Source organism: Enhygromyxa salina (genome assembly GCF_002994635.1).
GTDB lineage: Bacteria > Myxococcota_A > Polyangia > Nannocystales > Nannocystaceae > Plesiocystis > Plesiocystis salina_B.
Map to the genome: position 1 here is coordinate 83,923 of NZ_PVNL01000058.1, position 14,521 is coordinate 98,443.

7 protein-coding genes are annotated in these 14,521 nt (G+C 70.8%); 2 read left to right on the forward strand and 5 right to left on the reverse strand.

The window, feature by feature from the left end; all coding sequences use genetic code 11:
* Positions 1-179: 179 nt before the first annotated feature.
* Together ENSA7_RS16115 and mobA are read right to left on the reverse strand one after the other, a co-directional pair.
* Entirely contained in the window at positions 180-1,832 is a 1,653-nt protein-coding gene (locus ENSA7_RS16115; protein ID WP_146157751.1) for an IgGFc-binding protein, read from the reverse strand.
* A 62-nt stretch (positions 1,833-1,894) separates the two neighbouring features.
* Positions 1,895-2,515, reverse strand: a complete 621-nt coding sequence (gene mobA / locus ENSA7_RS16120) for a molybdenum cofactor guanylyltransferase (RefSeq protein WP_106090180.1) — start codon at positions 2,513-2,515, stop codon at positions 1,895-1,897.
* Positions 2,516-2,586: 71 nt separating this feature from the next.
* Between mobA and ENSA7_RS16125 the strand changes: the two genes are divergently transcribed.
* Both ENSA7_RS16125 and ENSA7_RS16130 read left to right on the forward strand, forming a co-directional pair.
* Positions 2,587-2,952 (forward strand): DUF7009 family protein, encoded by a 366-nt coding sequence (locus ENSA7_RS16125; RefSeq protein WP_146157752.1) that lies wholly within the window; start codon positions 2,587-2,589, stop codon positions 2,950-2,952.
* On the forward strand, positions 2,927-3,859 hold the full coding sequence (locus ENSA7_RS16130) for a hypothetical protein (protein ID WP_146157753.1): 933 nt from the start codon (positions 2,927-2,929) through the stop codon (positions 3,857-3,859). The genes ENSA7_RS16125 and ENSA7_RS16130 overlap by 26 nt, the downstream gene beginning before the upstream one ends.
* Positions 3,860-3,867: 8 nt before the next feature.
* Here the strand turns inward: ENSA7_RS16130 and ENSA7_RS16135 are convergent, their stop codons facing one another.
* The 3 genes from ENSA7_RS16135 to ENSA7_RS16145 all read right to left on the reverse strand — a co-directional run bounded on the left by ENSA7_RS16135 (position 3,868) and on the right by ENSA7_RS16145 (position 14,370).
* Positions 3,868-12,285: a GH36-type glycosyl hydrolase domain-containing protein gene (locus tag ENSA7_RS16135; RefSeq protein ID WP_106090183.1), complete on the reverse strand. Its 8,418-nt coding sequence runs from the start codon at positions 12,283-12,285 to the stop codon at positions 3,868-3,870.
* Positions 12,282-13,394, reverse strand: a complete 1,113-nt coding sequence (locus ENSA7_RS16140; RefSeq protein ID WP_106090184.1) for a universal stress protein — start codon at positions 13,392-13,394, stop codon at positions 12,282-12,284. Before ENSA7_RS16140 ends, ENSA7_RS16135 begins: the two co-directional genes overlap by 4 nt.
* 226 nt (positions 13,395-13,620) lie before the next feature.
* Positions 13,621-14,370, reverse strand: coding sequence for a hypothetical protein (locus ENSA7_RS16145; protein WP_106090185.1), 750 nt, complete (start codon positions 14,368-14,370; stop codon positions 13,621-13,623).
* Positions 14,371-14,521: the final 151 nt, after the last annotated feature.

Consider the following 14,521-nt stretch of genomic DNA (forward strand, 5'->3'; position numbering starts at 1 on the left):
GAGCTACACATGTGCCCGCGCACGGGCGGCTCTCCGAGCAATTGAGCGACAAGACGCGGAGCGACGGTGCTGCGGTGCCGGACCGTCGCGACCGTCCCCCGAGCTGTCGGACGGTCCGCCGACGGACGGCCGACCCGACCGGCTCAGCGTGCGAACAGCTCGGGACTCTCGAAGGAGCGTCAGCCCTGCGGCGCGGGGTTGATCTTCCCGGTGCTCGAGCCGCCCAGGTACGCGTAGCTGTCGGCCCCGTCGAAGCCGACCACGACGACCGAGAACGGCTCCGTGCCCTCGAGCTGGTGCACGCCATCGGGGACGGCGTAGCGCGCGGCTTCCCATGCACCGCCGAACTCGAGGTACTGATCAGGCGGGATCGGCACGCCGTCGACCGTGACCTCGGCGCCGATCGGCTGGGTCACGACGAGCACGTCGTTGATCCACTGATCCGGCACGAGCACGACATAGCGCGGCAGGAACTGCTCGAAGGGAGCGAGCTGGACCATCGCCGGATCGCCCAAGTTGCCCGACGGCAAGTTGCCGAACCCGGTCATGTAGTTGGCGACCGCGATCGGCTTGTCGGCCTCGATCAACAGATCGCCGGGGTGCTGCGGGGTGCCGCCCGCGAAGAACTCGAGCTTCTCGCCCTGGTCGAGCACGGCTGGCGTCATGGGCAGGCCCGTCACGTCTTGATGCGCCGTGATCGTGACGGTGGTGTCGTCTTCGCTGGCGACGATCTGCCACAGAGAGGTCTCGGGCGCCTGCGGCCAGCGCACGGGCACGCGCCCGGCCGCGAAGTTCTGGCCCCACAGGCGCACGCCCGAGAGCTGCTCTTCGATGTGATCGCAGGCGACCTCGCCAAACGGGATCCACGCGCACTCGTGCCCCGAGAACACCGCGATCGGGTGATCTTCGTCGGACACGACCTTGGTGCCCGTCAGCTGCGCGTGCTGCTGCACGACCATGACCTCGGCCATCTCGCCCTCGGCCAGCATGATCTCGAATGGCACGTTGGGGCTTCCGGCCGGCACACCGGGGCCCGCCTGGGTCGAGACCACCGGAGTGACCTCGACGACGGTGCCGTCCTCCGCAGCCACGATCGTGATGTAGCCGTTGCCGTAGCCTTCGCCCCAGTGCACGACATGGTTGATGTAGTCCCAGCTGGCGGCGGGGTACAGCATCGAGGCGTCGGAGCTGGCCGCGCCTTGGATCAGCGGGTTGAACTGATAGGCGATGATCGGCACGTCGGAGCTGACCCGATAGGTGCCGTCGGCCTTGATGCCGCTGCCCTGCTGGTTGTTGTTGGGCAGCGGGAACGCGTGCAGATCCAGCGGCGCGACCACGACTGGGCCGGCGACCACCTGCCACGCGTTGCCGACTCGCTTCTCGACCGTGACCGTCGCCGGGGTGTCGAGCTGAACGTTGGACACCGCGACGGCGTATTGGTCGTTCTCGAGTCCGCCGTTTTGATCGAGGTCGACCGCGTAGAACAGGCAGCCCACGGTGGTCTCACCCTTGGAGGCCTGGTCGCAGTTCTCGGGGATGATCGGCCCCTCCTCACCGGTGTCGCCGCCTCCGTCGGGGATCCCGGCCATGTCGAACTTGATGCCGCCGTCGTCGGGATCGCCGTCGCCGGGATCACCGTCGCCGTCGCCCGGGTCGCCGTCGCCGTCGCCAGAGTCACCGTCGCCGTCGCCTGGATCCCCGTCACCTGGGGCCTCGGCCGCGGTGGTGGCGTCAGCCGAGATACCGCTCGTTGGCGTCGTGTCGTCGGTCGAAGCAGGGCCGCCACAAGCAGCGAGCGTGAGGAGCAAACCAGTAAGTCCAGATCGGCGCATGTCCGCGAGTGTAACCGCGAGGACGGGGCCCGACGAGAGCCGCGTGGGTTGACGCGGGCAGCTCAGCGACTGGAGATCGTTCGGGCGAGCGCTCGCCACTGCGCGGGCGTGTTGCAAGGCAGCAGCGCGTCGGGATCAGGGAGCGCCGCGACCTCGATCACCTGCAGCTGCGCCGCCCCGAACACCCGCTGCAGCCGCAGCTGTCCGCGCGCCAGCTCGGTCTGGGCGTGGGCGTGCATCGCGTCGACGGCCACCGCCGCCGCCAGCGGGTGGACCCGCCCGTCGGGCTCTCGCGGCACCACAGCGCACACACCAGGATCCAGCTGTTGCGCGGCCCTCAGCTGGGCGAGCATGAATTCGACGTGGCGGGCGCTCACGGCCGCGGCGTCGCAGGAGCCGAGGTACGCGCGCGCGACTCCATGCGCGGCCAGGCGCTCGAGCCCCGCGACCACGCCGACCAACGGACCGCCGTCGGGCACCGGATCGTCGACGCGCTCGACCGGGTGGCCCGCGAGCGGCGGCAGCTGCTGGCCGGGCCGCGCCGCGATCACGATCACGCCGCAGCAACCCGCCAGGACCGAGACCACGTGCTCGAGCAGCGGGCGACCGTCGAGCTCCAGCCAGGCCTTGTCGGTGCCCATGCGGCTCGACGAGCCGCCCGCCAAGACTAGCGCGCCGTCCATGTCACCAGCTTGCCAGAGCCACCCCCAGGCGCAACGTGGACGGCCCCGCGACCACGGACTATCGTGACGGTGTGAAACTGCGCATTCGCGGTGATTCCCTCCGCCTACGCCTGACCCGCGGCGAGGTCCAGCAGCTGCGCACGACTGGCCGCGTCAGCGCCTCGACCCAGTTCGGCGCGCGCACGCTCGAGTATGTGCTGTGCAGCGCGGACGTCGACGCGGCCCAGGCCCGGTTCGAGGGCGACTGCATCGAGGTCACCCTGCCCCGCTCGCTCGCCAACACCTGGGCCGACACCGAGCAGGTGGGGATCGAGGCCGAGCAGGGCGTGCTGCGGCTGCTGATCGAGAAGGACTTCCAGTGCCTGGCCCCGCGCGCGGGCGAGGAAGACAGCGACACCTTCCCGCACCCCGATGCCGACTCCGGCGCCAGCTGCTGAGCGCCGGGCGCCCGCGCTCGCGCGGCTGTTCGCGATGGCGGTCACGCTCGGCCTGGGCTGCCGTGGACCCGAGCCTGCGACCGCCCCGCCTTCATCCGCACCGCTTTCACCCGCCCCGAGCCCCGAGCCGAACTCGCAGATGCCCTACACGGGGACCTGGATCGGACCGGCGCTGACGCTGAGCTTCGTCGGGCCGTGGGTGATCGTGCGGCCGACCCACGCCGAGCCCGGCCAGGCGCCGATCGAGCTGCGGGTTCGCGTGGAGCGGCGCGAGGGCGACGCGTTCGCGCTGCAGACCAGCGTCGCCGGGGTGCTGCCCGCGGACTTCCTGCGACCCGCGGACTGGACGATGTTGGTCGAGGATCAGCAGCTGGCGATCGCCATGGGTGACGAGCCGCTCACGGCCTACGTGCACGATCCTCGCGCCGTGGCGGCCATGACCGGGCCCACGATGCTCGACCAGATCACGCTGCCCGAGCAGGTCCCGATGGCCGACGCTGTCGCGTGTCTCGAGCAGGCGAGCTCGCGCTGCCGGGCGCTCGAAGCTGGCGGTCCGCTCGCGGGCGGCTGCCGCGAGCTCGCGTGGGCCACGTGTGTCGCCGCGCTCGGGCCCCTGACCCGCGCCGACTCGGGGGGAGACTCGGCCGATCCCACCGTCCGCGCCGCGTGGAGCCACGCCCGCATGATCGACGAGCTCGCGCTCACGCTGCGCTACGCCAAACAGCTCGAGCGAGCCGCAGACGTCAGCCAGCGAGATCATGCGCGCGCCGTGTATGTCCGGGCGCTCGAGCGCGCGGCGACACAGCTCGACGAGCTCACCGACGACGGCCCGCTCGCGGACCACCCGATGCTCGCGGAGCTGCTCGACGCGCTACAGACCGCCCGCGACGCTGGTCTGCTCGACTAGCTCCAACGCTAGTCCAGCGTGATCACCACAGCGTGCTCGCGCTGATCGGGGGCCGGCAGCACAGTCGGCACGGCCACGGCGACGCCGTCGACCGTGCACGCGATCACCTCGCGACCCAGGTCGCGCTTGGTGATCTGGACCCGGTAGACGGTCTGTCCGTCGCGCAGCACCAGCTCGGCGCTCGGCCACGCGCGCGGCAGCGTGGGCGCGAGGGTGATCCGCCCCTCGCTGCGCCGCACGCCCAGCAAGCGCTCGACCGAGAGCCGGTACAGCCACCCCGCGGCGCCCGTGTACCAGGTCCAGCCGCCGCGACCGACGTGGGGCGGCTCGGAGTAGATGTCGGCCGCGACCACGTAGGGCTCGACGCGATAGCGCTCGATCGCCTCGCTATCTGATCCATGCGCGAGCGGGCCGATCATGCTGGCGACCGCCCACGCCCGCTCGCTCTCGCCGAGCTCGGCCAGGGCCCACGCGACCCACACGGCGGCGTGGGTGTACTGGCCGCCGTTCTCGCGGATCCCGGGCGGATAGCCCTCGACGTAGCCGACCCGCGCGACGGCCGATCGAAACGGCGGGGTGAACAGCCGGACAATCCGCTGATCCTGCATCACCAGCCGCTGCCAGACGCTGTTCATCGCGACTCGGGCGCGCAGCTCGTTCGCGCCGCCCGAGAGCACCGACCACGACTGCGCGATCGAGTCGATCGCGCAGGCCTCGCTGCCGCTGGCGCCGAGCGGGGCGCCGTCGTCATGGATCGCGCGCACGTACCACGCGCCATCCCACGCGGACTCGAGCGGCTCACGCAGCGCCGCGACTCGACTCCGCAGCTCACGGGCGTCGCCGAGTTCGCCCAGTCGCTCGCACACGCCCGCGAACGCCAGCGCGGCCGCCCGCACAAACCACCCCAACCACACGCTCTCCCCGCGCCCGAGCACGCCGACGTTGGAGAAGCCGTCGTTCCAGTCGCCGCTGCCGATCAGCGGCAACCCGTGCGCCCCCACGTCGCTGGCGCGCGCGAACACCCGCATGCAGTGCTCGTAGAGCGTGGCGGATCCATCGACCTGCAGCTCACTCCCGAACCCGGGCCCGAGCCCCGCGTGGTAGCGCTCCTGCTCACGCGTGGCCAGCGGCGGCGCATCCAGGAACCGAACCTGCTCGGCGAGGACCGTGAGGTCCGCCGTCGCCTCGACGTAGTGCGCGGTCACCAGCGGCAGCCAGACCAGATCGTCAGAGCAGCGCGAGCGCAGCCCGGCGTTGTGCGGTGGATGCCACCAGTGCAGCACGTCGCCAGCCTCGAACTGCTGGCCGGCCGCCTCGAGCAGGAACGCGCGCTGCAGCTCCGGGGCCGCGTGAACCAGGGCCATCACGTCCTGCAGCTGATCGCGAAACCCAAACGCCCCGCTCGACTGATAAAAGCCCGTGCGCCCCCACAGTCGGGAGGAGACCGACTGGTACAGCAGCCAGCGGTTGACCATCAGGTCGAAGCCGGGATCGGGGCTGTGGACCTCGACCGCCGACAGCAGCCGATCCCAGTGGTGGTCGACCTGCTCACGCGCCTCGCGGACCAGCGCCGGGTCTCGGTAGCGCCTGGCCAGCCCGAGCGCGCTCGAGCGATCTTCAGCCTCGCCGAACACGAAGTGCAGCTGGGTATCGGCGCCCGGACCCAGCTCGACCTCGACCTGCAACACCGCGCAGGGATCGCTGCCCAGGAGCACCTCGCCCGACAGCCCGATCCGCCGCAGCGCGGCGGGCAGTCGCCGATCGCCGCTGCGCCCAAAGAACTCCTCGCGACTGGTCGTGACCGCGTGCAGGCGCTCGCTCGCGGCCGCAAACGCCCAGCGATCGGCGAAGCTGGGGTTCCAGGGATTGCGGGCCAACATCACCTCGAACTCCGGGACGAAGTCGCTGATCAGCGTGCGCGTGTCCGACTTGCGGCTCCCCAGCAGCCACTCGATGCACAGCGTCACCGTCAGCCGCCGCGGCCGGTCCCAGGTGTTGACGAGGCCCAGGCGGATCACGCCGACCGGATCGCGGGGGGTGACGAACACCTCGGTCTGCTGGCGCAGGCCGTGGCCATGGTGGGTGAACGAGGTGTAGCCGGCCCCGTGCCGGACCTGGTACGGCGCCGGATAGGGCGCAGGCGCGGGCATCGGTGACCAGACCTCGGCGTCGAGCTCGTCGCGCAGGTACAGCGAGATCGAGGGCGGATCGAGGACCGGGTCGTTGGACCAGGGCGTGAGCCGCCGGAGCCCGGCGTTGATCGACCAGGCATAGCCGGCGCCGCGCTCGGAGATGATGCAGCCGAACTCGGGGTTGGCGAGCACGTTGATCCACGGCGCGGGCGTGGACTGGCCAGGCTCGAGGTGCACGACGTACTCGCGGCCGTCAGGCGAGAACCCGCCGTAGCCGTTGTCGAACAAGAGGTCGCGGGGTCGCGCCAAGCTGGTGGTCGGCGGCCGCGGCTGGCCCTCGGGCTCGAACAGCGGCAGCTCGGGGACCCCGATCGGCGTGAGCGCGGCCTCGAGATCGAGATCGGCGTCGAGCACCAGGCTCGCGCTGCTGAGCAGGAGGTTGCGCTCAGCCGCGCTCGAGCTCGCGCCGTGGATCACGAACACGCCCCCGCCCTCCCGCGCGATCCGGGCCCCGAGGTGCTCGAGCAGCTGCGCGAGCCGCTGGCGCAGCGAGCCGTCGTAGCTGGGCGAGCGCTCCTCCAAGACCACGAGATCGGCCGCCAGGCCCCGCTCGTGCCAGTGCATGTGGGCTCGGGCGAGGCGCGTGATCACGCCAGTTCCAACCGTGCTCACCCGCGCGAGCACGATCGGCAGGTCGCCCGAGATCCCGTGGCGCCACAGCCCGACCTGACTGAGCCGATTGCGGGCCAGGGTCTCGCCCGTGACCCGCAGCTCGGCCCGCGGGAACAACATGGCCGACAACAAGCGCTGGTGCAGGCGCAGCTCGTCGGTGTCATGGCCACGCCGCTGGGCCCGCTCGATCGCGGTCCGCTCGGCGTCGAAGGCATGCCGCCGCACGGCCGCCATCGTCGAGATCCGACTCGCGCGCGCGAGCACCTCGGCCCGCGAGCGACCAAACACGCTGATGAAGGCGCACTCGCAGCTGCCTCGCGCTGCCAGCTCGACCTCGCCGGTCATCGCCACGCAGGTGTCGAGGGTCGCCTGCATCGGGGTCTCGACGCTGGGCAGCGCGCGGGTCAGCCCGACCGGATCCGTCAGCGATCGACCACGGCCGACAAAGCGGGCGCGATCGGTCTCGTAGCCCGACCACGCCACGGCGTCCGAGATCAGCGCGCAGGCCAGCCACAGCTGCTCGCCACCGGGCGCGCGCGGTCGTCGGCGGCACAGGATCATCGGGTACGGCGTCACGATCAGCTGGGTGTCGACAAACAGCTTGGCGAACGCCGGGTGCCGCTCGTACTCGACGGCGTCGCCCAACAAGATCTCCGCGTAGTGGCTGACCGTCAGCCGTCGCGTCCGACCGCGACGATCGCTGACCCGCAGGATCCGCAGCTCGACGTCCTCGACAGGCGCCACCGTGATCGTCAGCTCGGCGACCAGGCCGTGGTGATGCGTGACGATCGACGCGCCGTGCGGGGTGAACACGACCTCGCGGTTGGGATCGTCCGCGCCGCCCAGCGAGCACCACACCTCGCCGGTGTCGTGCTCGCGCAGGTACGTGACCGCGCCCAGATCTTCGAGCGTGGCGTCCCGGCAGGGCCGAGTGATGGCGCGATCCTTCCACCAGCTGTGTCCCGCCCCAGCCCGCGTGATCAGCAGGCCGTAGCGACCATTCGAGACCACGTGGGCGCTCGCGCCATCGACCGGATCGGCCGCCCAGCCGCGCACGCTGTCGAGCCGGGGCCGGACCGGCGGGCCTTCCTCGGCCGGCTGGGGACGCTCGATCGGCACGCGACCGGGCGAGCGCTCGTGCAACAACAGCTCGATCGTCCGCACGGCCGGGTTGCGATGCATGCGGCGGACCATGGCGCGATCGCACAGGTAGCCGTGCAGCGCGAGCATGATCATGCCCTGATGATGGGACATGTACGCGTACACGACCGCGCGATCGCTGCCGAGCCCGATCCGCTCGCGCGTGAAGTCGATCGCTTCGTAGACGCCGAGCGGCCCAAACCCACCGACGGCCGCGAGCGCGCCGAGGTTGTCGACGACCGCAGCCGGCTCGTGGTGAAGGGCGAGCAAGCTGGCGTAGGGGGCGACGACGAGGTCGCGATCGAGGCCGCGGCGAAACCCCGTCGCGGGCACGCCGAACGCTCGATACTGGTACCTGAACCCGGCGTCGAGCCGCGCGTAGGCTGACTCGGACATGCCCCACGGGAGCCGGTGGCGGTCCGCGTGCTCGATCTGAGCACGGATCGCCGCTCTGGCGCTGGCGTCGAGCAGCGTGCCCCTGCCCTCGTCCAGCAACAAGGGCGGCATCAGGTACTCGAACATCGTGCCGCTCCACGACAACAGCCCGCGCCCGGCTCCGAAGTTGCCGATCGGCCGGCCGAGCTTGGCCCAGTGCTGGATCGGTATGTCGCCCTTGGCGATGCCCACGAAGCTGGCCAAGCGGGCCTCGGACGCGAGCAGATCGTAGTGGTGATCGTCGTAGCGCTGGCTGCTGAGGTCGTAGCCGATGTAGGTCAGCTCGCGCTCGCGGTCGTACAGAAACTCGAAGTCCATCGCCGCGACCAGCTCGCGCGCGAGCTCGGCGACCTCGGCGAGTCGGGCCCGGGCCAGCTGGGCGTGATCGAGGCTGGCGCGCAGGGCCTGCTCGAGCTGGTCCAACCACTGCGTGTACTCGTGCGTGTACTCGCCGTGCTCGTGCCCATCGCGCGAGCGCTGCAGCGCCTCGACCCGGGCGAGCGCGCGACCGAGCACCGCGTGGGTCCGCCCGAGCGTCGGAACCCGACCCAGCGCGTCGCACAGCGCGTCGACCAGTCGCCGCGCGCCGACGGGCACCAGATCCGGCCGCTCCGACACGAACTCGAACCACGGCAGCTGGCCCGCCATCTCCGCGCGAACGTCCTCGACCTCCGTGCGGATCCGCGTGGCCCAGGTCTGCAGCTCCTCGAAGCGCGCGGGCTCGAACGCGGCCTCGCTGCGGCGCGCGTCAAACAGCTCGAGCAGGCGCACGTCGAGCTGCACGAACGCGCCGTCATCGAGGGCGTCGAGGCTCATTGACCAGGACCGGGGATCGTCAGTCACGGCGTCCACGTGGCCGCGCATGAGCTGGACCTGCCGCGCCGCCCGATCGGCCTCGGGCCCCCAGTGGGTCAGCGCGTCGCCGAGCACATCGAGCGAGTCGGCGAGGCCAGCAAACCGCCCGCGAACTGGCCGGGCTTCCTGCGCGAGCTCGAGACAGGTCTGCTCGAGCACGATCAGCGCGGCCGCGAGGTTACCGCTGTCGACGGTCGAGATGTAGCGCGGCTCGAGCGGCTCGAGCGTGGTCGTGTCGATCCAGTTGATCACGTGACCGCGATGCTGCGGCAGCTGACCGAGGGTCTCGATCGTGCTCCGCAGCCGGACCACCAGCTCCAGCAGATCGATGTAGCCAAGATCGCGGGCTGCCAGGGTCGCGAGCAGCGCCATGCCGATGTTGGTCGGCGAGGTCCGGTGCGCGACCTCGTGGATCGGCTGCTCTTGCAGGTTGTCGGGCGGCAGCCAGTGATCCTCTGGGCCCACGATCGCCTCGAAGTACGCCCACGTACGCCGCGCGAGTCGACGCAGCAGCGCACGATCGACCGACACGGGCGCGTGGACGCGACGTCGACCCGCGCGCCCCGTCCAGATCGCCAGCGGCGGCGCGACGAACCACGCCAGCAAGATCGGCAGCGCGCCCGCGAACGCCTCGGGCCGGACAACCACCAACAGCGCAGCGAGCACGGGCGGCACCACCAGCGACGGCGCCATCTCGCGGATCACCGTCACGGGATCATCACTGCCGCGTCCGGCCTGCGCCGCGGGTGTCCACTCGAGCTGGTTGCGCCGCGTGATCGCGGTTCGGACGATCGCGCGACCCGCCGCGTCCAGACAGATCTGGGCCTCGTCCAGCAGCGTCGTGGTCCGCAACAACCACCGCCCGATCGCCGCTGGCGCGGACACCACCGTGCCCCACAGCGCCGCGCGAACGCGACCCGGTCGGGCCGAGCTGAGCACGCCCCCGGCCAGGTCGGTCAGCGCGGGGGTCGCGAGCAGCAGCGACACGAGCCCCGTCCACATCCACGCCGATCCCGGGAGCGCAAACCAGGCTGTCACGGCCAGGCCGATCAGCGTCGGCGCCACCAGGCTGCGCCGCAGGTTGTCGACGATCTTGTAGCGCGCGATCCCGTCAAACCGGCTGCGTGTGCGCTGACCTCCCGTGACCGGGACGCGCCGACCCAACCACGCCAGCAGCTGCCAGTCACCGCGGACCCACCGATGCAGGCGCCGCGCGAAGCCCAGCCAGTTCTGCGGGTAGTCCTCGTAGACCACGACATCGGTGACCAGCCCCGCGCGCCCGTGCAGGCCCTCGAGCAGGTCGTGGCTCAAGATCCGATCCTCGGGGATCCGCGCGGCCAAGCTGCGCTGAAAGTCGTCGATCGCGTAGATGCCCTTGCCGACGAAGATCCCCTCGCCAAACAGATCTTGGTACACGTCCGAGACCGCGCGAGTGTAGATGTCGAACGCCCCGTCGCCAGCGAAGGCCCGCGCGAACCGAGTCGACGCGTCGTCCGGGGCCACGTCGGCGCGCGGCTGCAGGACCGTATAGCCGGCGCGGACCCGCAGATCCGCGTCGAAGCACGCGCGGTTGAGCGGGTGCGCGAGCGTCTCGATCAGGCGGCGCCCGGCCCCGAGCGGGAGCACGGTGTCGGCGTCGAGGGTCAGCACATAGCGAAACTCCGCGAAGTGCCCCTCGCGTCCTTCGTGAACCACGTAGGTGGTGTCGAGATCGCCACGCAGCAGCCGGTTGAGCTCATCGAGCTTGCCGCGCTTGCGCTCCCACCCCATCCAGCAGCCCTGGTTCGGACACCAGACCCGCCTGCGGTGAAACAGATGAAACGGCCCCTCGTCCGCCCGTCCGGCTGGCAGCCCGTGACGACGATTCAGCGCGACGATCTGCCCGCGCGCGCGCTCGATCAGATCATCGTCGGACGGCAGCGTCTCGGTCGCGGCGTCGCCGTAATCGGTGAGCATCGCAACCTCGACCATCGGGTCGCGGGTCGCGAGGTAGTGAGACTCGAGTCTGTGCGCGAGCGCGTCGGCGTCGCCCGGTCGATTCAACAGGCCCGGGACGACGATCAGCGTGCGATGCTGGCGTGGAACGCCGTCGATGAAGTCCAGCTTGGGCAGCGGGATCGGCTCGACCGCGAGGGTCACCAGCCAGTTGACGAGGCTGACGCCGATCGTCCAGCCGGGGATCAGCACCAGCGCGCACGCGAGCAGCACCAGGCCGAGGCTGGTCCCGGCCGCGCGCAGCCCCACGCCCAGGGCCGCGACATGGAGCGCCGCGACCAGACCGATGCTGCCGATGTAGAGCGACGCCGCGTGCCGCCGCAGCGGCACCAACACACGATCACCGAGGCTCGGCCGGTATCCGATCGCCCGCTCGAGCTCCGACCGCGCCTCGCGGTTGGGGCTGGCCAGCAACACATGACCCACGTGCCCGTCCTCGCCGACCAACTCGATCGCCCGGGTCGCGACGCCGGTCTCGGACAGCTCGCTGCGGTGGGCCAGGGCCTCGATGATCTGGCGGTAGCGATCGCGGGTCGCAAAGTCCATGGTCGGATACACGCCGCTCGGATCTCGGCTCAGGATCCGGTGGACCTCGCTCACGGCCTCGAAGAACCGGGCCCAGTCGGTCTTCTCGACCAGCAACAGGCTGCGCACACAGTTCGCCACGCGATGGTCGATCGCGGTGTCGATCATCGGATGCAGCAGCCGCGGGACGTCGCGCGCGAGCTGCTCGAGCAGGCCCAGCCGCAGCAGCATCGGCAGCGCCCACAGCTCGGCCATCGACGCGTCGTGCTGCTGGCCAAACTCTCGCGCCCGCCGAATCATCAGCTCGCGATCGATCAGGCCCTCGCCCTCGCGCAGGAGCGAGAACGCCTCGACCTCGATCCGGCGCAGGCCCCTGTCGGCGCCCGTTCCCAGCTCCGCGCGCGCGAGCTGGCGCTCGAACTCGCGGGTGAAGCCGCGACGGACCTGCCGGGTCGCGCGGCGCAGCACGAAGTGGTTGTCGAGCACCCACTCGATCCCGGCCGGCAGCGAGCGATCCTTGCGGTCTGCGAGCGCGCGGACCAGCCCATTGAGGTGCCGGGCGACCGCGTACGCGCGCGCGCGCGTCGAGTGGCGTCGGGGCGCAAACGCAGACCTACGCCGCTCGGCGGCCACGCGCTCGGTGACCACCTGATCGTGGTTTCCGCCCCTCACTCCACACTCTGTGCGGCCGTGAAGCGTGGAGGGGCCTCAGCTGCCAGATCCTGGGCGATCCACACTGGCTTGACCAGCGAGTCGAGCAGCCGACGCGCGACCGATCCGTAGCGCTCCCCGTGGGCGCAACCGCCACCGTGGGCACACAGCAACACGAGATCGGTGTTGGAGCTGCTCGCGAGCCGCTCGATCGCGCGGGCCGGGTTGGTGTCCGACAGCAGCTTGATCTGAACCCGCAGACCCCGACCCGCCAGGCGCTCACTGACGGCCTCGAGGTAGGTCTTGGCCCGCTGGCGGTTGTGCTGGGTCAGCTCTTCGATCAGCCCGCGCTCGCGCGTGCCCGACGGCAGGTGGTGCGAGCTGTCGGGCCGCTGGACGACATGCGCGAGGGTGATCTGGGCGTCGTGCGCCTGCGCAACGCGGGCGACCAGGGGCAGCACATGCTCGGCCCGCGCGGAGCAGTCGAGCGGCACGAGGATGTGCTCGAACGCGGTCGACGGCGGCTCGGCCGGTACCACCAGCAGCGAGACCGGCCCGCTGGAGATGACCTTGCGGGTGGTGCTGCCCATCCGCCAGCTCCGCGAGCCGTCGCTGCCGTGGCTGGCGATCACGATCAGATCGACCTCTTCAGTGTCGATGAAGTGCAGGATCTGCTCGGCGGCGCGTCCCTCCGCGACGACCGAGGTCGCCTTCTCTTCCAGGGGCAGCTGCGCGGCGAGGCGCTCGAGATCCATCTCGGCGTGAGCCCGCGCCATCGCCCACTCGAGCGCGTGCACCGGGCCCGCGTGCTTGGGTGTCAGGACCCGCAACAGCGTCACCCGCGAGCTCCCACACGCACGGATCGCGGCCAGGGCGGCCGGGATCGCTCGATGCGCCGAGTCCGAACCATCGGTGGTCACCAGCACGTGCTCCGGGATCACCGCCGCCACCCGTCGACGGGGGTGGTTGCGGGCCACGTGAGCGACGGGCTCGGTCGCCGGGCCCCGCACGATCGGCGGCACCAGCGACCGGCCGAGACAAGCGCGACCGATCGACACCCGCGCGTGGAGAGACATGCTGCAGTCGCGGGTCGGCGCGGGCGCCCGTAGGTTGGTTTTCTCTGGCGTCATGAGGTTCCTCGCCCGCTGCTGATATTCGTATTCTGAATACGAGCGGTGGACACTCACGATTGATCATGGGTCAATCGGTGCAAAGCGAATAGTTGGAGCCAGAACAACGGTTTGGCCGCAAGAATTTCTCGTTGCCGTTGACGACACAATGATCATTTCGTCGTGGCCCGCGTCACCGTGTATGGACACACCATACAATCGGCGCCCGCCACGAGGCACGCCCCGCTCACTGCGGCGCGAAGCTGCCGACGCTGCGATCCCACACGTAGCGCGTGAGCGCGTCGCCGTGCCGCAGCTCGACCGCCGAGACCTGGCCGCTCGCCGCTCGCACGAACTCGACGCTGGCTTCAGCCGCAGCGCAGTCGTAGGGCTCGACGCGGATCGAGCCGACGTGCTCGAGCATGGCGCCGGTCGGACGCAGGAACGAAAACCCGGGCCCGCGCTCGCAGCCGCCGATCCGCGCGGCCACGGCGATCAAGGTCGGCCCGTCGACGAGCGTGACGATCGTGATCGCGAAGGGGGGGACATCGACGAGCTCGGCCACGTCGTGCACGCGGATCGCCCCGCTGTCGCTGAGCAAGATCAGGTGGTCGTAGGCTCCGGCGACCGCGATCGCCGGCAACAGCAGCGCCGCGTCGAGCTCCCCGTCGCCGTTGAGATCGGCGATCACGTGATCTTGGACCTGATCGCCGCGCCGACCATGATCCCGCAGCGCACGATCCAGCGTCAGCGGCAACGACGGGTCCTCGGCGACGGTGGTCCCGTCGATCGACCACCGCGCAGGCTCCCCGAGCTCACTCGGATCGGGCTGTGCGCTGCCGGTCGGTGTGGCCGGGGAGCTGGCGGCGGGCGGCCGCGCGCTCGCGTCGTTCGACTGCGCGCGGCGACACCCCAGCGGCCCGAGCAGTCCGACGGACAGTGTCAACAGCATCAGCCCGCTGCCCAAGGTGAACCGGTCGACGAATGGCGCCTGCAAGCGGGTCAGAAGCCTGACCCGAGCTGATGACCCCGCCTCGACGCGTCGCATGCTGCAGGTCAGCGCGAGCGCGCGTCCGTGTCAACCCGCGTCCGCGCTGATCTCGGGTTCGACCGGGGGAGCGGCGCGCCCGGTCGCCGGGGTTATCCTG

Excerpts from the sequence above, each read along its gene's own strand:
- ENSA7_RS16115 (WP_146157751.1), bottom strand. The coding sequence starts at position 1,832 with ATGCGCCGATCTGGACTTACTGGTTTGCTCCTCACGCTCGCTGCTTGT.
- mobA (WP_106090180.1), bottom strand. The coding sequence starts at position 2,515 with ATGGACGGCGCGCTAGTCTTGGCGGGCGGCTCGTCGAGCCGCATGGGC.
- ENSA7_RS16130 (WP_146157753.1), top strand. The coding sequence starts at position 2,927 with ATGCCGACTCCGGCGCCAGCTGCTGAGCGCCGGGCGCCCGCGCTCGCG.
- ENSA7_RS16140 (WP_106090184.1), bottom strand. The coding sequence starts at position 13,394 with ATGACGCCAGAGAAAACCAACCTACGGGCGCCCGCGCCGACCCGCGAC.